Annotated in this window: 18 protein-coding genes; 10 read left to right on the top strand and 8 right to left on the bottom strand. The window is 41.4% G+C overall.

Translation table 11 applies throughout. From position 1 onward, the window contains the following. The first annotated feature begins 44 nt into the window (after positions 1-44). Genes VB733_RS08720 through VB733_RS08730 form a run of 3 tightly spaced genes read left to right on the top strand, consistent with a single transcriptional unit; the run spans position 45 to position 2,411 of the window. Entirely contained in the window at positions 45-1,079 is a 1,035-nt protein-coding gene (locus VB733_RS08720; RefSeq protein ID WP_323339688.1) for a YheT family hydrolase, read from the top strand. Between the two features lie 58 nt (positions 1,080-1,137). Continuing rightward, complete coding sequence (locus VB733_RS08725; protein WP_323339689.1) at positions 1,138-1,932, top strand: DUF362 domain-containing protein; 795 nt, start codon at positions 1,138-1,140, stop codon at positions 1,930-1,932. 32 nt (positions 1,933-1,964) lie between these two features. Beyond that, positions 1,965-2,411, top strand: coding sequence for a Mov34/MPN/PAD-1 family protein (locus VB733_RS08730; protein WP_416336303.1), 447 nt, complete (start codon positions 1,965-1,967; stop codon positions 2,409-2,411). 7 nt (positions 2,412-2,418) lie between these two features. On the opposite strand, the gene VB733_RS08735 is transcribed toward VB733_RS08730, so the two are convergent. Then, positions 2,419-2,808, bottom strand: coding sequence for a hypothetical protein (locus VB733_RS08735; protein WP_323339690.1), 390 nt, complete (start codon positions 2,806-2,808; stop codon positions 2,419-2,421). 311 nt (positions 2,809-3,119) lie between these two features. Here VB733_RS08735 and moeB point away from each other — a divergent pair, with 311 nt between their 5' ends. Both moeB and VB733_RS08745 read left to right on the top strand, forming a co-directional pair. Beyond that, complete coding sequence (moeB, locus tag VB733_RS08740) at positions 3,120-4,295, top strand: molybdopterin-synthase adenylyltransferase MoeB (RefSeq protein ID WP_323339691.1); 1,176 nt, start codon at positions 3,120-3,122, stop codon at positions 4,293-4,295. A gap of 221 nt (positions 4,296-4,516) precedes the next feature. Further along, positions 4,517-5,350: a TlyA family RNA methyltransferase gene (locus VB733_RS08745; RefSeq protein WP_323339692.1), complete on the top strand. Its 834-nt coding sequence runs from the start codon at positions 4,517-4,519 to the stop codon at positions 5,348-5,350. A 102-nt stretch (positions 5,351-5,452) separates the two neighbouring features. Here the strand turns inward: VB733_RS08745 and VB733_RS08750 are convergent, their stop codons facing one another. Both VB733_RS08750 and nuoB read right to left on the bottom strand, forming a co-directional pair. Then, a complete protein-coding gene (locus tag VB733_RS08750) occupies positions 5,453-5,731 on the bottom strand; it encodes a Calvin cycle protein CP12 (RefSeq protein WP_323339693.1) in 279 nt (92 codons plus the stop codon). A 592-nt stretch (positions 5,732-6,323) separates the two neighbouring features. Then, positions 6,324-7,025 (bottom strand): NADH-quinone oxidoreductase subunit NuoB, encoded by a 702-nt coding sequence (gene nuoB / locus VB733_RS08755; RefSeq protein ID WP_323339694.1) that lies wholly within the window; start codon positions 7,023-7,025, stop codon positions 6,324-6,326. Between the two features lie 234 nt (positions 7,026-7,259). Here nuoB and VB733_RS08760 point away from each other — a divergent pair, with 234 nt between their 5' ends. Continuing rightward, positions 7,260-8,705, top strand: a complete 1,446-nt coding sequence (locus tag VB733_RS08760) for a 16S rRNA (cytosine(967)-C(5))-methyltransferase (protein ID WP_323339695.1) — start codon at positions 7,260-7,262, stop codon at positions 8,703-8,705. A gap of 58 nt (positions 8,706-8,763) precedes the next feature. Then, positions 8,764-9,180: a TerB family tellurite resistance protein gene (locus VB733_RS08765; RefSeq protein WP_323339696.1), complete on the top strand. Its 417-nt coding sequence runs from the start codon at positions 8,764-8,766 to the stop codon at positions 9,178-9,180. Between the two features lie 81 nt (positions 9,181-9,261). Here VB733_RS08765 and psb35 read toward each other — a convergent pair whose 3' ends face one another. From psb35 to VB733_RS08780, 3 genes are read right to left on the bottom strand one after another with little or no spacing between them, the layout of a single operon-like run. Next, positions 9,262-9,465: a photosystem II assembly protein Psb35 gene (gene psb35, locus VB733_RS08770; RefSeq protein WP_323339697.1), complete on the bottom strand. Its 204-nt coding sequence runs from the start codon at positions 9,463-9,465 to the stop codon at positions 9,262-9,264. Positions 9,466-9,492: 27 nt separating this feature from the next. Then, the gene (locus VB733_RS08775) at positions 9,493-9,768 is read right to left on the bottom strand and encodes a hypothetical protein (protein WP_323339698.1); all 276 of its coding nucleotides are present in this window, start codon (positions 9,766-9,768) and stop codon (positions 9,493-9,495) included. Beyond that, positions 9,752-12,277, bottom strand: a complete 2,526-nt coding sequence (locus tag VB733_RS08780; RefSeq protein ID WP_323339699.1) for a penicillin-binding protein 1A — start codon at positions 12,275-12,277, stop codon at positions 9,752-9,754. The genes VB733_RS08775 and VB733_RS08780 overlap by 17 nt, the downstream gene beginning before the upstream one ends. Before the next feature lie 267 nt (positions 12,278-12,544). Here VB733_RS08780 and folK point away from each other — a divergent pair, with 267 nt between their 5' ends. Then, entirely contained in the window at positions 12,545-13,072 is a 528-nt protein-coding gene (gene folK, locus VB733_RS08785; protein WP_323339700.1) for a 2-amino-4-hydroxy-6-hydroxymethyldihydropteridine diphosphokinase, read from the top strand. Between the two features lie 85 nt (positions 13,073-13,157). Further along, positions 13,158-13,706, top strand: a complete 549-nt coding sequence (locus tag VB733_RS08790) for an NUDIX hydrolase (RefSeq protein WP_323339701.1) — start codon at positions 13,158-13,160, stop codon at positions 13,704-13,706. 134 nt (positions 13,707-13,840) lie between these two features. Here the strand turns inward: VB733_RS08790 and VB733_RS08795 are convergent, their stop codons facing one another. Then, on the bottom strand, positions 13,841-14,710 hold the full coding sequence (locus tag VB733_RS08795) for a shikimate dehydrogenase (protein WP_323339702.1): 870 nt from the start codon (positions 14,708-14,710) through the stop codon (positions 13,841-13,843). A gap of 1,080 nt (positions 14,711-15,790) precedes the next feature. Between VB733_RS08795 and VB733_RS08800 the strand changes: the two genes are divergently transcribed. Further along, complete coding sequence (locus VB733_RS08800) at positions 15,791-16,027, top strand: DUF4327 family protein (RefSeq protein ID WP_323339703.1); 237 nt, start codon at positions 15,791-15,793, stop codon at positions 16,025-16,027. 704 nt (positions 16,028-16,731) lie between these two features. Here VB733_RS08800 and VB733_RS08805 read toward each other — a convergent pair. After that, the gene (locus VB733_RS08805; RefSeq protein ID WP_096613517.1) at positions 16,732-17,082 is read right to left on the bottom strand and encodes a hypothetical protein; all 351 of its coding nucleotides are present in this window, start codon (positions 17,080-17,082) and stop codon (positions 16,732-16,734) included. Between the last annotated feature and the right edge of the window lie 285 nt (positions 17,083-17,367).

Raw genomic sequence — 17,367 nt, forward strand, 5'->3', positions numbered from 1 at the left:
TATTTGTGAATCCTGGTTATAAATAGACAAAATTTATATATATCATGCGTTTTCCTGCTTATATTCCGCCTGGGTGGTTACAAAATGGTTTCGCCATGACCCTACATGCTGGTTTTCAGACTAGCCACAATTGGGAGAATACAGTTTTTGCCCTCGAACCACCATATCAGCAACAAATATTTACAGGAGCTAGGAATACACCACTTTTTGGTTTATTGGCAATTCCTGAAAATGCTCGCGGTACAGTTGTCGCCACCTATGGAATTGCTGGCAATTTAGAAGATCAATGGTTACTACGAATTTGGGGACGTAAGGCATATGCAAGCGGTTATGCTGTGGTGCTATTTGATTGGCGTGCCCACGGAAAATCCCTGGAATTATCTCCGGCTTTGACTTCCGATGGTTTGTATGAGGGGGAAGATTTTCTCAGGATTGCCTCACAAGCTCAATCTTGGGGATGTCCAAGGAAGTTTTGGTTTGTTGGTTTATCCTTGGGAGGGCAAATGGCATTATGGGCGGGGAAAACAACAGCAGGGATTTTAGAGACACAGGATATTGGAGGAATAGCAGCTATTTGTCCAAGTTTGGATGCCAAGCGATCGCTCTCTTATCTTTTAGGACATCCGCAGGGTAGGTACATTGAAAAGGGTATTGCTAGGAGTTTAAAAAAATTGGCTGGGCAAATTCACGATGCCCATCCTGGTGCAATTGATCCCGCCGCAATCGATCGCATTGATAGTATTTGGGCATTCGATCACGAGTTAGTCATTGGAAATCTGGGTTTCCCCACAGTGGAAGCATATTATGATGCCACCAGCCCTTTATATTTTTTGCCCAGTCTGGAAATCCCCACTTTAATTATTTACGCCGAAAATGACCCATTTTTTGACCCTGCGATCGCACCAGATTTAGAGGCGGCTTGCGCGAAGAATCCCCAGATAAATTTATTGTTGACAAAATACGGGGGTCATGCTGTTTATGCAAATAGCCACAAAGGGCAGAAACAAGCCAATGATCCTGATATTTGGTGGGCTTGGAATCGGGTTTTGCAGTGGATGGAGGGGGATCAAGTTTTCTGAGTCAGATTCAGCCTATGATTATTAATAATTGTTGCGTTTTCTCCTTCTTCTTCTCCGCATGACACAAACTCTGCATTCCCCTGTCCAAGTCGTCAATACCAGCGATTTTATTTATCAACCACCAGCGCCAGCGATTAATGCCAAACGTATCTTAGTTAAGCCCAATTTGGGTTATCCTGTAGCTCCACCTGTCACCGTGAGTATGCAAGTTTTGGGTGAAGTGTTGCGGGGTTTGCGAAAAGCTAGTCCCAATGCAGAAATTTTGGTTGTGGAAGGGGTATGTTCCCATGTATCGCTGGCGGAAATTGCGACTCGTTTGGGTGTACATATATTGTTGGATGAGGGGATGCAACTGTTAGATGCGGATGAGTTACCTTTGCGGGAATACCCAAATCTTTCCCCTGCTCCCGTGCGGTTTAAGTCAATGGTTGCACCGGCGATTTTAACAGAGGTTGATTGTCGAATTACTGTAGGTGCGTTGAAGCGAACTTTTTTGAATGCGGCGTTAATCTCAGCTTCATTGAAAAACCTCTACGGATTATTCCCCCGTGCCCGCTACAAAGCCAGAAGTGCAAAATCTCGCGGGCAATTGCATCGTCCTTCTGTGCCACAAGTTTTACAGGATGTTTATTTCAGTATTGGACATTTGTTTGATGGTGCGGTGGTTGATGGTAATTTAAAATTTATTAGCGATGATTGGAAACCAGATAAGGGGAAGGCTGTAGAACTGGGTAAGGTTTTTTACGGTGATGATATTTTGGCTGTGGATAGAATGGCTTGTGAGGTGGGTAGTGAAGGGATACCAGAGTATTTAGATGCGATCGCTCAATTGAAGTTGCAACTACAAGCTTGATTGGTTTTGGTTTTAGAATAGATAGGTTGGATGTGGTTATTTATCTTCTTCCCGAACATTTGCACGTAATTTATACCCATGCGGAGAGTATTTACCCGGAAGAATGCTGCGGTATTTTATTGGGGGAAATATCTAGTAGTGGCAAAAAAACGGTGCAAATAATAACTACCGAAAATGCCTGGATTCCGGAAACCCCAGGGGATTTTGGCAAAGAAAGAAGATATGCGATCGCGCCTCAAGTTATGTTACAAATACAAAAACAAGCCCGTGACGAATCCCTAAATATCATTGGGATTTTCCACTCTCACCCTGATTATCCAGCAATTCCTTCCGAATGCGATCGCGCCCAAGCTTGGCAAGAATATTCCTATATCATCGTTTCTGTAGACAAAGGCAAAGTTATTGAGGTGAAAAGCTGGTGTCTAGATGAGAACCATCAATTTCAATCAGAAGAAATTGCGATCGTTGAAGATGAATAATATGCATTCAAATAATTTTATTTCTAACTAATTTAATTACAAAAATACCTACTAGAAACACAGTACAGGAGAATACTGATATTAATGTTTCGGGAATTTTGGGTGATATAAATACGATAAATTCTTGGTCTTTAATTAAAGCAGAAAAACTGGAGACACAAAAGGGCATGAGATATAACCTGAATGTTTGCCAATTATCCCTTGCGCCAGTTTTACCAGCAGAAACACTTAACAATAAACCTGTACCAATGACAGCACTAATACCAATTGCATTACCCCATATTTTTAAGGAAGGGTCAAAATAAAAATAAACAACTACAATGTACCAAATGAGATAACACCAGAGAATTGCTTTACCTAACTTGATTTCCTGAAAATATTTAAGCAAAAATTTCATACATGTAAAGTAATATTTCCATCTCACCTGATATTTGAATTCAAAAAAATCACAATTTTGAATATCAAAATCGTAATTTTCTGAGCTACATGTTGTCACAATTAATATCTTTATGATGCAGTCAACAAGAATCTTCGCCAAAGCACCCGCCAAAATCCACAACCCAATATTTATTTTTCATCTTCAGCCCACAAATAGACTGTGATTGAAAACAAATTCACTGTTCCCATATTAATAACTACTACCCCCACTCCCCTTGTGTCACCATTATTAGGTAGTATAGATAGTCCGCTCTTCCTCATCGAATTGCTATGACGCTGAATCCGAATCTGGATGAAGTCCAGTTAAGTCAGGACGATTACGAACGTTATTCTCGCCACTTAATTTTGCCGGAAGTTGGTGTAGAAGGTCAAAAACGTCTCAAAGCTGCTAGTGTTTTATGTATTGGTACTGGTGGACTCGGTTCGCCGTTGCTGTTATATTTGGCTGCGGCTGGTATCGGACGCATCGGTATTGTTGATTTTGATGTTGTCGATACTTCCAATTTGCAACGCCAAGTTATTCACGGTACTTCTTGGGTAGGTAAACCCAAAATTGAATCGGCAAAAAATCGTATTCTCGAAATTAACCCTTACTGTCAGGTTGATTTATACGAAACCCAGATTACATCGCAGAATGCGCTGGATATTATTCGTCCGTATGATGTTGTTATTGATGGGACAGATAACTTCCCGACGCGCTATCTGACAAATGATGCTTGTGTGTTGTTAAACAAGCCCAACATCTACGGTTCAATTTTCCGCTTTGAAGGACAAGCTACGGTATTTAACTACGAAGGTGGTCCCAACTATCGTGATTTATACCCAGAACCACCACCACCGGGAATGGTTCCTTCCTGTGCTGAAGGTGGTGTATTGGGGATTTTGCCGGGAATTATTGGGGTAATTCAAGCAACTGAAGCTGTCAAAATTGTTTTGGGTAAGGGTGAAACTCTAAGCGGACGTTTATTGCTGTATGATGCATTAAATATGAAGTTCCGGGAGTTGAAATTACGTCCTAATCCCGTACGTCCGGTAATCGAAAAATTAATCGATTATGAACAGTTCTGTGGCATTCCCCAAGCGAAAGCAGAGGAGGCAAAACAGCAGATGGATATTCCAGAAATGACTGTACAGGAATTGAAGCAGTTACTTGATGGCGGTGCGAAGGATTTTGTATTGCTCGATGTTCGTAACCCCCATGAGTATGAAATTGCGAAAATTCCTGGTTCGGTTCTGATTCCGCTACCTGATATTGAAGATGGTGATGGCATTAGTCAGGTGAAGGATATTGTCAATGGACACTGTTTAATTGTTCATTGTAAGTCGGGAATTCGTTCTGCAAAAGCTTTAAGTATTTTAAAGAATGCAGGCATCGAAGGCACAAATGTGAAAGGTGGTATCCTTGCTTGGAGTAAGGAAATTGATCCTTCTGTACCTTCTTATTAGGAATTAAAAGTTAATAATTATAGAGTTGGGTGGAAGAGAGTATTTTCCACCCTCTTTTGTTAAAAAGGCAGGACGTTGTGAGTGAATAATTAATATATAATATTCCTTGTCTGGCTTTTCAGAACATTCATCAAAATCTATTTTTTAGATATTGAATAGACTAAATTGGATGGATAATTAAATAGTTATTTATTAATTTTCATAGGATTAAATACTCAAAATTGGCAAAACAACGACTCGACATCCTACTAGTAGAAAAAAATCTCTGTACATCCCGTGCGTTAGCGCAGCGTCTCATTCAAGCGGGGGAAGTAACTGTTAATGGTAGGATTATTGATAAGGTTGGCACGGAAGTAGATGTAGATGGGGAAATTACCATCAAAGAGCGATCGCGTTTTGTTTCCCGTGGTGGTGAGAAGCTAGCTAAAGCTTTAGATACTTTTAATATTTCTGTCGCCGAACGAGTTTGTTTAGATGCTGGTATTTCTACAGGTGGATTTACCGATTGTTTGCTGCAAGCCGGAGCAAAATTAGTTTACGGTGTTGATGTTGGTTATGGACAAGTTGACTGGAAGTTACGCAATGATGCAAGAGTAATTTTACTTGAACGGACAAATATTAGACATCTGAAACCAGAAGTTTTATATAAAGAATTCCCTTTAGATTCCCTTAATTCCCAAGAAGTAGCTGACTTTATTGTTGTTGATGTTTCATTTATTTCTGTAACTAAAATATTGGCTGTTTTATGGGAATTATCTCAACCGCCACGCGAGATGGTTTTACTCGTGAAACCACAATTTGAAGTTGGTAAAAATCGTGTTGGCAAAAAAGGAGTTGTGCGCGATTCTCATGACCATGCAGATGCTATTTTTCAGATATTAGAAACTGCACAAAAAGTAGGATGGCGATATCAAGGTTTAACTTGGTCCCCAATTACTGGACCGGCGGGAAATGTAGAATACCTATTATGGTTAGCAATGGCAAGTCAGGAGATAGCCCCCAATTTAGTTGATATTCAGAAGTTGACACAGTCAGCTGTGAATGAATTGAAATAGTTCTTAATTAATAATTAAAAATTAGCCATTATTCATCAAATAAATAATGGCTAACAGTTCATCACCATTAGCCATTATTTATTAACTATTAATTATTAACTATTAAACATCATAAACACGACATTCTGCGGCTTCGGGATGCAAATAGCAGTAATGGTCGAGTGAAGTTTGGATTTTAGTTGCTTGTTTGCGGTGCGATCGCTCGGCTTGTAATTCTTCTACGATATCCCAAGCAACTGCACATTCTTGTGATTGATTGCCGTTAATTTCACAAGCGTTACGAGCTTCAATTACCGACTCTAGAATGACTTCATCAATCGTTTTTTTGCCTTCTTGGTAGGAGGTGACAGCAGCCTGGATTACATCTAAAGTTTGTGGCATGATGTTCTCACTTCATCTTGATTTAGGTGGAAATTGTCGTGCGATCGCTTTTGCCAGTTTCCAGTATTACCAAGGATTAAAGCTTAAGCGCGTATCGCATTGATATTTTTATGTTGACGTTTTTATTGTAAATAAAACGACAGATATAGCAGGTGGTAAGAACCGCCATTTCAACTAGTAAAAACTAGCGGAAAATACTCCATTGTCATTATGAATCTAAGTAAACAAAAATTTTGCAACTACTGTTACAATTACCAGCTTTTCAATCCTTCTTTATGTATGAAAAATTAATAATTGGCATATATTTTGGTTATAACTTGACAATTCGCAAGAAAAAGTAATTTATTGCTGAGTAAGTTTACTTATTTTCCCAATGAAAAAATATTATAGTAATCCGAATTGAACTTTTTAAAAAAAGTCAGCAAATTATATTGCTTCTCCAAAATATTGTGGCGCATCCATCGCCGCGTCTTTGTATCCTGTCATTTGTCGCATTCTTGGAGAAAATTGGAAAGCATTTGTGCAAAGGATGAACTATAGAGACATAGCACTGCTACGTCTCTGCAAAATATTGAAAATCACTTCTAAGTCTTCAATCACTACTTTGTCGAACTTGAGACTGAGATTGGGCAATTAAAGGTAAAGGTAATCCGGTAGCTGCGATTACTTCTTTTGGTGGAGCTTGCATCTCTGCTTTGTGCAAATATTTGCCATCACTAATTGGAGACACCACCTTCATTTTATGGGGGATACTGTAATAACGATGGCTTTGTTTCGTTTGCCACCGCTCCTGAATACTTTCATTCACAATTTTATTCCGCAGTTTAATAATTGCATCAATCACAGCCTCCGGTCTAGGAGGACATCCAGGAATGTAAACATCAACGGGAATTAATTTATCTACTCCTCTAACGGCACTAGGAGAATCAACACAGAACATCCCACCTGTGATTGTACAAGCTCCCATTGCCATCACATACTTTGGTTCTGCCATTTGTTCGTAGAGCCGCACCAAATTTGGCGCATATTTCATCGTGATTGTACCAGCAGTAATTAATAAGTCTGCCTGTCGCGGTGTCGCACGAGGAATCATCCCAAAACGTTCCATATCAAAACGCGAAGCATAGGCAGCCATAAACTCCATAAAACAGCAAGCTGTACCAAACATCATCGGGTACAGACTCGACATTTTTGCCCAGTTATAGAGATCATCAAGGGTGGTAAGAATAATATTTTCAGAGAGTTGTTGTGTGACTTCAGGATGTTGAGCAGGATTACTAATTGTGTCAGTCATGAGCGAATTTCCTCCAAAATTCATCATTTTTGGAATATTTGCCATAATTACGTCAGCTTAGAAAAGAATTTTCCTGAAAGCTTGGTAATTTAACATCTGAGCTTCTCAATTAGAATTTGAGAAAGGTGTTAAGTAATTAATATCTACAGATGGCAACAAACTTTTTTCGGATACTAGTAAAAGATCAAGGTTTGAAGGTGCTAACTTAACTAGCAGAACTCAGAATACAGAATAATGTCCTCTCCTCGTCAAATTGCCTTTTTTGCCCTGCGCGACGTTCACAAGGGTGCGTTTGTTGATGTTGCACTTGATCGAATATTACAAAAATTTGCCCAAAAATTGGATTTACCCGATCGCGATCGCCGTTTGGTGACAGAATTAGTTTACGGTTGTGTGCGTCGTCAGCGGACTCTGGATGCAATTATTGACGAAATTGGTAAAAAGAAAGCCAGTCAACAACCCAACGATTTACGTACCATTCTCCATTTAGGTTTGTATCAACTACGTTACCAAGAACGTATTCCTGCTTCGGCGGCGGTAAATACTACGGTTGAACTTGCCAAAGAATTTGGTTTTGCCAAACTGGCAGGTGTGGTAAACGGGCTGTTGCGGCAATATATCAGGCTGAGTGAGGGTATGGGCGAAGATAAGGCAGGGACAGAAAAAATATCTCAAATCTCTAAGTCTTTATTTTTCTCCATCTCTCAATCCCCCAATCCCTCTCAGAAACATTTGGGAATTATCCACAGTTTCCCAGATTGGATAATTGAGGTATATGTCAAACAGTTTGGTTGGGAGGAAACTGAGAAATTATGCGAATGGATGAACCAAACCCCAACGATTGATTTACGGGTAAATCCGCTTCAGGCGACAATTGAGGAAGTTGAACAGGCTTTTACATCTGCGGGTGTTGAATTTGAAAAAGTTCCGTATTTACCACAGGCTTTACGCTTAGTTGGTAGCAGTGGTGCAATTAAAAGTTTACCTGGATTTCATCAGGGATGGTGGACTGTCCAAGATTGTAGCGCTCAACTAGTTAGTTACCTCCTAGCTCCACAGCCAGGAGAAGTAATTATTGATGCATGTGCAGCCCCAGGAGGAAAAACAACCCATATCGCCGAATTGATGCAAGATCAAGGTAAGATTTGGGCTTGTGATCAAACTGCTTCTCGACTTCGTAAAGTTACTGAAAATGCTCAACGCTTACAATTAAAGTCGATTCAACTTTGTCCAGGTGATAGTCGTAATTTAAGCCAGTTTACAAATATAGCTGACAGGGTTTTGCTGGATGCACCTTGTTCGGGTTTAGGAACTCTACATCGTCATCCAGATGCTAGATGGCGGCAAACTCCAGAAAAGGTTCGAGAACTAGCCGTATTACAACAGCAATTATTATCTTCCACATCCCAGTTGGTGAAACCAGGGGGAATATTGGTGTATGCGACTTGTACATTACATCCAGAAGAGAATGAAAATATTATCGAGTCGTTTTTAGCCACAAACCCAGATTGGAAAATTGAGCCGCCCAATTTAGATGCTGCAATTGCCAAATATTTTACCAATGTAAACGATTGTGTCAACAATGTTCCAGGACGGGGTTGGTTGAAAGTTTTACCGCACCGCCACAACCTCGATGGATTTTTTATGGTGCGCTTAAGAAAAAATAACGGTTCTCAATGAACACTCTTAGGGTTGGTAAGATTCCATCTAGGGATAGCTCACTACTAGGAGCCTGGATATGATTACCGATTCGAGTGTGAAAAGCCTGGTGAAAATACTGATTGGTGCAGCATGGATTGATGGTGTAATGCAAGCTGAAGAACGCCAGTATTTACGTCACATTGCTGAAGAAAAAGGAATTGCCAATGACCCAGAGATTAAACCTTGGCTGTACGAATTAGTACAAGTTAAGCCAGACGAATTTTATCAATGGGTACATGAATATTTAGGCGATCGCCCCAGCAATGAAGAATGCGAAAATCTCATTCAAACTATCAGTGGCTTAATTTACAGTGATGGCGAGGTTGCAACTGAAGAAGCCAAACTTTTGAATAAATTAATGAAAATCCACGAAGATTCCAATCAACCGATTGCGAATACTGTTCTCAAGCAGGTTCAAAAACTCTATCGGCGATGGGTTGAAGTGCAGAATTAAGCATTGAAATTCAACATATATTTGGGTGCTGAGTAATCTACACTCAGCACTTTCCGCTTAACACTGCCTACTCAGAATTAATTACAAACCAGGGGTTTGTTCTTTTTCGATATCAGGCACAATGTTAGGACGCTCTTTATCTTCCCAACCCACGGGACGCTTCGAGTTATACCAAGCAATTGAACCAATTGTCACAGCTGCGATAAAACCAAGTACCAAAGACCCAACCGAAGCATAGGGGAAATGAGGCTCTTGAGTTACTGCTGCTTGCATAAAGAGGTACATAAGTAAATTTTCCTAGTTTTAATCACGTTACTTATGACCGTACAAAAATAATCTGGAGGTTACATCTGTCAGCAGAGAGAAGGATAGGGAGGAATTATTGGGAGATGGGGAGATGGGGAGATGGGGAGATGGGGAGATGGGGAGATGGGGAGAAAGATAAAGATGGAGATGGAGAGAAATATTTTCTCTTGTCCCCTTGTCCTTTTTCCCCTTTTCACCGCGTCCCCGCGTCCCTATGTCACCGTGTCCTCTTTTCCCCGCGTCACCGCGTCCCCACATCCCCGTGTCATCCTTCAGAACCACCCGATGGACGCAACCGATCGCGCCATGAGGGCGAGGGTGTAGAACCGGCAGAGGGACGGGAACGAGATGAACCGGAGTTATTATTGGATGGTTCAGAATCACGACGACGCGATCGCGTTTGCGAACCTGAACCAGATGAATCGGATTCTACTTGGCGACGGCGTTGGCGACGGGTAGAGGAATCGCCCGAACTGGAGTTGTCATTGCGGTAACGTCTCCGAGAACTGCGTCCTGATGTATTATCTGTTTGCTGTTCGCTTTGGTAATAACGTCTGCGCCGTCTTGATGAGCCTTGCTCACTGCTGTTATTCTCAACAGATGAATTTCCTTGGCTACGCCGTCTCCGTCTGGGAGTATCTTCGCTAAAGCTGTCTTCATTATTATTTCTGTCGGGGATGGCGCGGTTAATTACTCGTCTTCCTTTGATTGGTTGGGCTTTAATGCTAGCTTTACGACCTTCGAGTTTGGGACGAGCGGGAAATTTCTCAATCGGCATTCCTTTGACAGCCACTTTCATAAACTCTTGCCATGTTTCGGCTGCGTTGCTGCTGGCTCCGTAGGTAGGTTGGTTGTTATCGTTACCAAGCCAGACTCCAGTCACTACTTGAGGGATAAAGCCAACAAACCATAAATCTCTTGCTTCATCGGTAGTTCCAGTCTTTCCGGCAACTTGCCGATTACTTAGTTGTGCTGGTTGACCTGTGCCCGATGCAACTACGTTTCGTAGCATCCAGGTCATAATGGCAGCGCTATCAGAGTCTAAAGCACGTTCGGGAGTAAAGTTCGCTTTCCAAATTTCCTCTCCACTACGGCTAAGAACGCGGGTGATACCGTGGACTTCGTTATGTATACCCTGAGTGGCAAAAGTACCATAGGCACTGGTTAATTCTAGTAAGTTGATTTCTCCCGAACCCAGTGCCAAGGAATATACCGGTTTTAGTTCAGATTTAATCCCCATTTTATGGGCGAGGTTAATTACGGGATCAAACCCAACTCGCATCAAAATGCGTACCGCCACAATATTGACGGATTTTGTCAGGGCTGTCGCCATATCTAAATCCCCTCGATAGCCCTTGTCGAAGTTCTTTGGTTCGTAGCCATCAATAATCAGGGGAGAATCCTTGAAGTTCTCGTAGGGACTCATCCCAGTGGCGATGGCGGTAGCATAAACAAAACTTTTGAAGGTGGAACCGGGTTGGCGTTGGGCTTGGGTGACGCGATTGAATTGGTATTTGCCAAATTCTTTACCACCCACCATTGCTTTAATGTGACCAGTTTTGGGGTCAATTGCCACTAATGCCCCTTGTTTAAAGTTATTCCAGCGTCCCTGATTGCGTAGGGTTTTGGCGACTGCATTTTCGGCTGCGGTTTGCCAAGCGGGATTAAGGGTGGTTTCAATGGTTAAGCCCCCAGCTTCGATAACTTCGGGTTTAACGTACTTGGGCAGTTCTTTTTGGACAAAGCTAGTAAAATAGGGCGCTTGGACTTCAGTACGTTTGGGGGGACTGGATTTGACGGTGAGGGGTTCGTCGGCGGCGGCTTGTTTTTCGGTGGCGGTGATGATGCCGTCTTCGAGCATTCTTTGCAATACGAGATTGCGGCGTTGTTTCGCTGCTTCGGGATTTCTGTCGGGTGCGTAAAGGCTAGGCGCGGGGGCGAGTCCGGCGATTGTTGCCATTTCTGCCAATGTTAATTCTTTGACAGACTTGCTGAAATATACCCAGGATGCATCGCCAACACCGTAAGCACCGGAGCCTAAGTAAACTAGATTTAGATAGCGTTCGAGAATTTTATCTTTGCTTAATTCTCGCTCCATTTTTTGCGCCAGTCGTGCTTCTCTGATTTTGCGTAAAATACTTTTTTCTTGCTTGAGGAAAAGAATTCGCGCTAACTGTTGGGTGATGGTACTACCACCCTCGACTACATTCTGCGATCGCAAGTTATTGACAACAGCACGGACAATCCCTTGAGCATCCACCCCATCATGTTGATTAAATCTTCGGTCTTCAGAGGCAATAAAAGCTTTTTTCAGGGTTTCGGGAATTTCATCCAATGATAATTGTTCGCGGGTGGCTGGTCCGGTTTGCTGCAAAATTGTCCCATCCCCAGCTTTAATTGTTAGTGTTTGTTCGCGCACCACACTGTTCAAGTCGGCTGTATTGGGCAAATTCTTATCGATGTTGGAGATACCATAGCCAATTGCTAAAGCACTCCCACCCAAGCCCAAACCCGCCAACAGCGCAAAACGAAGATACCAAGGATTACGACTACCAGGAAGCCGATTAATTAGTGTTGACGATACCTGACTGACTTGGTTCAACAAATGCTTCTTGTCACCTTCTTTCTGCTGAGATGGGGACTCTTCCTCGATAGTCACCTCTTCATTTACCGATTCTTGCTCCTGTTGAACATCTTGATGAGTATCGCCAGTTGGCGATTCCGAGTCATTTGTCGGCGTTGTATCCAAGTTTGCGGTTTTATCCCTGAACCAAGAGGTAAAATTTAGCACGTCACTTCCCCAATCCCAAGCAGTTGCTAACTAGTCACTAAATATAACAATTCCAACGAAGGCACCATATCAACTGTGGTAGTATAACATCCTATTCCATTGATGTTTAGAGATATTTACTCTTTGTCAAATTAGTCAAAATCTCTGAATGTTCAAGTGTATTTATACTGAAACTAAAAGATGTAAATAGTACATTAACTTCATTGTTTCTGGAAATACAGTCCGGGAGAAAAATTAAACATAAAATCAACGCTGTCAAGGTTGAGTATGAATAACTGGTTGAATAATAGTGTAAATCTCTCCGGGGGAACAGTGCAAAGTGCCATTGCCTTGGGAAGTAATCTGGGTGATTCCCCGGCAATTTTGGCAGCAGCAATTGACACGATCGCCAAAACATCAGGGATCAAGTTGCTTGCCCAATCACGTTGGTATCGCACCAAAGCTGTGGGACCACCCCAACCCGATTATTTAAATGGTTGTGCCCGATTGCAGGTGGAAATGATACCAGAATTATTGTTAGAGATATTGTTAAGTATTGAAAATAAATTTGGGCGTACCCGTAACGAACGTTGGGGAGCGAGGACTCTAGATTTAGACTTGTTATTATATGATGACCTAATTTTGAATACGGAAAAATTACAAATTCCCCATCCCAGAATGAGCGATCGCGCATTTGTGTTAGTCCCATTAGCGGAGATTGCTCCAGATTGGGTTGAACCAGTTTGTCAAAGAACGATTAAAGAACTGGTTAAGGATGTAGACTGTTCTGATATCAGCCTGTTTCCAGGCAACTAATTTTACCAACATCAATACAGATAAATGCGTTAGAAAATCCAACTTCAACGCACGTTTGTATATTTACGTACCATCAAATCCGACTATGCCATTAGGTAGAGAATTACCGCAACTGTTGAAAGAACGCCTATTTTATAAGGGTCGTAAGTTTAATTTTGAAGTCAATCGCCTGCGGTTGCCGAACAAATCAGAGGGAGAGTGGGAGTGCATTCGTCACCCAGGTGGAGCTTTAGCTGTACCAGTGACATCGGAGGGTAAACTGATACTTGTGCGTCAGTATCGCTTTGCAGTTGGGACTAGGGTTTTAGAGTTCCCCGCCGGTACGGTAGAAGTGAATGAAGACCCTTTAGAGACTGTCAAACGAGAAATTCAAGAGGAAACAGGATATAGTGCCAAAAAATGGCAGAAACTCGGTGAATTCTTTCTTGCTCCCGGTTATTCCGATGAGATTATCTATGCTTTTATTGCTCAAGACTTAGAAAAACTGGAAAAACCACCTGCACAAGATGACGACGAAGATATTGAAGTCCTTCTTTGGAGTCCCGAACAGTTAGAAAAAGCCATTTTAGAAGGAGAATTTGTCGATTCCAAGTCGATTTCCAGCTTTTTCTTGGTGCGATCGCTTTTGGGTTAAAAGTAGTATGTGTGTGGGGATGCGGGAAAAGGAGGACGCGGAGATATGGGGACGCGGTGACGCGGGGAACGTCAATAAGAAAGAGGTTTCTTTTATTAGTCTCCCACTCTCCCACTCTCCCACTCCCCCACTCTCTACAGTCCCAAATGTCGTCGTAATACTTGCCGCATGACATCAACAGGTACAGTGTCCCGCGCCAGCCAAATTTTTAATGCTGCTGCACCTTGTTGTACCAGCATTTCCAGTCCGTCGATGGTTGTTGCTCCTACTTTTTGGGCTTGTTGCAAAAATTTGGTTGGGTTGGGTGTATAAATCAAATCGTAGACGATGGGGGAATTGGGGTTTAAATTCTCTATTTCTTCCTGACTCAAGGGTGATGCTTGAGTATGTGGATACATGCCGATAGGGGTTGTATTTACCAATAAATCGGCATTGGGGAGCAATTTTGGGAGCAACTCCCAGTGATGAACTTGTAGGTTATTTGCTAAAGGTGAATTAGCCCAACTGTCACGAAAAGCCGCTAATTTCTGCAAATTTCTACCAACTACATGAATTTCCGCACAACCGAGTTGAGAGCAACCAGCAACAACTGCCCGTGCAGCTCCACCATTCCCTAAAATGACTGCTGTAGTCTGACTCCAATCGCGATTATATGTCGATCGCAAGGGGGCAATAAATCCCTCGACATCGGTGTTTGTGCCAACCCATCGGTTATCTTGACGAAATACTGTATTCACTGCTCCCACAGCTTCAGCCAAACTGGATATTTCCGACATCAAGGGCATGATTGCTTGTTTGTGGGGAATTGTCACACTAAATCCAGTTATACCTATTGCCGCAAATCCCCGGATGGCATCCTCTAAATTTTGCGGTGCGATTGGTAAGGGAAGATATACATAATCAACTCCTATTTGAGCAATTGCCGCATTATGCATTAATGGTGACAGTGAATGCTCTACCGGATGTCCAATGACACCTAATAACTTGGTTGTGCCTGTGATCATTTTACCCTGGTTAATTATTTCAAAATCAACAACTAACCAATAATGTAATTTGACTAACAATTGAACTCAATCTCTTAGATACATATTTGACAGACACAGCGCGATCGCATCTGCTTGAATTGATAAAATATATAGCAATTCTACCGTTTCCAGGTCTTCATCTATCCCGGCGCGACTCTCCACATCATAGCTGCTGCCTACGGAATCATAGGGGATATTAGGCAGTAACCTTCCCAGCCATCAGCTATTCTAATCAGCGAAACCAGAACTCACAATATTTCATGCTTCGGTTCCCTAAATTGATTATTGTGATGTTTAAATGATGTTTCTATATCTGTCAGATTTTAGACTAGTTGCTAACAATAAATGCAGCAACAACACTAATGTTACAATTGTTTGCTAACAGACTCTAAATCTCCAATTGGTAGGAACAACATCGCCTTGGTTTAGAATATACTTATTCCCAACTAATCTTCTAACTTTACTCAGTGTAAATCCTGGAATTAATCAAATCTTTTGGAGCTTATTGCTTCGGGATCGCACTTTCAGCAGTCTCACTCTGTTTAAGAAAACATTAAGTTCAGGCAAACATATGGTGGTTGTGATGTTAGATCGTGTTTGTAGTTTGCGGCGATTTATACATCTAATATCTAGAAAGTCTCACCTGTGTCTGCTCTTGAACGTTGCAGTATATACTGGATTTGACAACCCTGCGTAAATTATTAACAATTAACAAAATCTTGAATTAGCAAGGCTTTTATGCTTGAAGCAGAACTTTCTAGCATTCTCCACTGGGGATGAATGCTATATTATTTTCTGAGCGTAATCTTACAAGTATCTCAAACAAATGCGTCAAAAATTTTACTCCCAAACCCTGGTAAGTCACTATCAACAGCAAAAATGTCAGGGGTTATTGATTTTTTTCACATTTCTTTAGATAATTTGAAGATACTTAGCGCCAAAATGGAAATAGTTCCGTATAGCAAACTACAAAATCTCAAGCAGCAAATTTATATTGCCGTGTTAATTCAAGTCCAAATTTTGGGAACACTATTTACGTGTAATTCGTGAGTAAATACCATGAGTGTGAATACGGTGCCTTCTATCAACTACTACTCTCTAGGCGTGATTCAAGACGAGGCACGCCGACTTGTACAGAAGGGGGTTGTAAGCAGACAACAGCCCATATATACTCTGTGCCAGTACATTCCTGCGAGAGAATGGGTTTGTGTTGAGTGTGAACTAGAAAAATGTGACTTTTTGTTGCGCGATCGCATTGCTGACCTAATTGGTCGTGAAGAATGGGAAAATGACTGATTTCTCTTCAATCCAGATTTTGGATTTGGGGAAGTTAGAAGCCTATAGATTTAAGCAGCAACAGGTTTTGTGAACAGCAAGAGAACTCTCAATAAAACAATCAGCATACCCAATCCAAAATCTTTAGCATCTACCTAAAATTTATTAATTAGTGAAGCCAAAAGCATTAGGGTCTAAAATTGTCAAGATTTATGACTCAAAGATTCAAGTTTAGCAATTGCGTCTTTTTGTATCTTTGAAGCTCACCGATGTTTAATTTTTGCATTGCCTGATTGAGGACAAATTATTTCCAACTCGTCTCCCATAACGGTTGGAAGTCGCCTTTGACTAGTGATGCGGGTTCAGGTTTCGCTAACTGTAGTTTCCAGTTAATTTTCAATATTGCTCGGTATTCTACAACAACTGTGTTTAATTCTTGAGGCTTATTTTTTAATATTGCGATTTTTCATCTGCCATTTGCGATACGCATTGTTTCAGAACTGCGGCATCTAGCCATTTGCAAATAGAGCCAATCCTTGAGGGATCGCAATTGAAAACAAATATCTCATAATTCCAGTACAGATTGCTGTAACGTAATAACTATTTCATTTCATTTCATTTGCTTGAGTAATTTTAAGACTTTGGGGAGCAGCTATAATCGGCAACTGCTCCTTTTTTAGTGCTGATTTATCTGGGTTCTTAAGGGTGTAAAGAGTCATAAATTCCTAAAACTGTTCTAAATACTGATTTACATCTTCGATAAGACGAGTTAATTCGGCTTCTGTTGTTAACTTAATTGTGGCATCACGAATTGTCAGCAGAACTTTGGCTGCAAATGGTGTTGCCCAGATATTGGGATTACAAAAAACCTCTAAAAAGACTTCTCCTGTATACCTGTATTCTGTGGGGCGTTGAGGTGTAGGTTTGCTACCAGCGCCTGTTTTTGCGGCGGATACTGCTTTGAGGTTACTAATTAATTGCTCAAGGGCGGCTTTGAGTTCCCGTGCAGCGTCGGGGGAAAAGCTAAAGGAAACTGAACCTTCGATGAGATTTAATTTTAGATGCGTTGAAGACATTCGTTTGCGCGCCGATTCTTGAACATTACTCATCTTACCGAATCATGGAACGCTAAAAGTTAATTTATTTATACTTGATTGTATTTATTCATACTCCTAAAAAGCTCCTATTCCTAATTTTCTGTCTAGATTTACGTTTTGTCACATAATGTCATGTTTGGCTAATCACTGACAATTAAGATTTCTCCGCGTTCCCATGTCAGTCTTAGTGATAAGTATTTAACCGGACAGGATATGACTGTATTTTTCTCCCCAATTTAGCCAATAGATTTTTTTGACATCTTC

Origin of the sequence: Calothrix sp. UHCC 0171 (assembly GCF_034931845.1) — a bacterium.
Lineage (GTDB): Bacteria > Cyanobacteriota > Cyanobacteriia > Cyanobacteriales > Nostocaceae > Brunnivagina.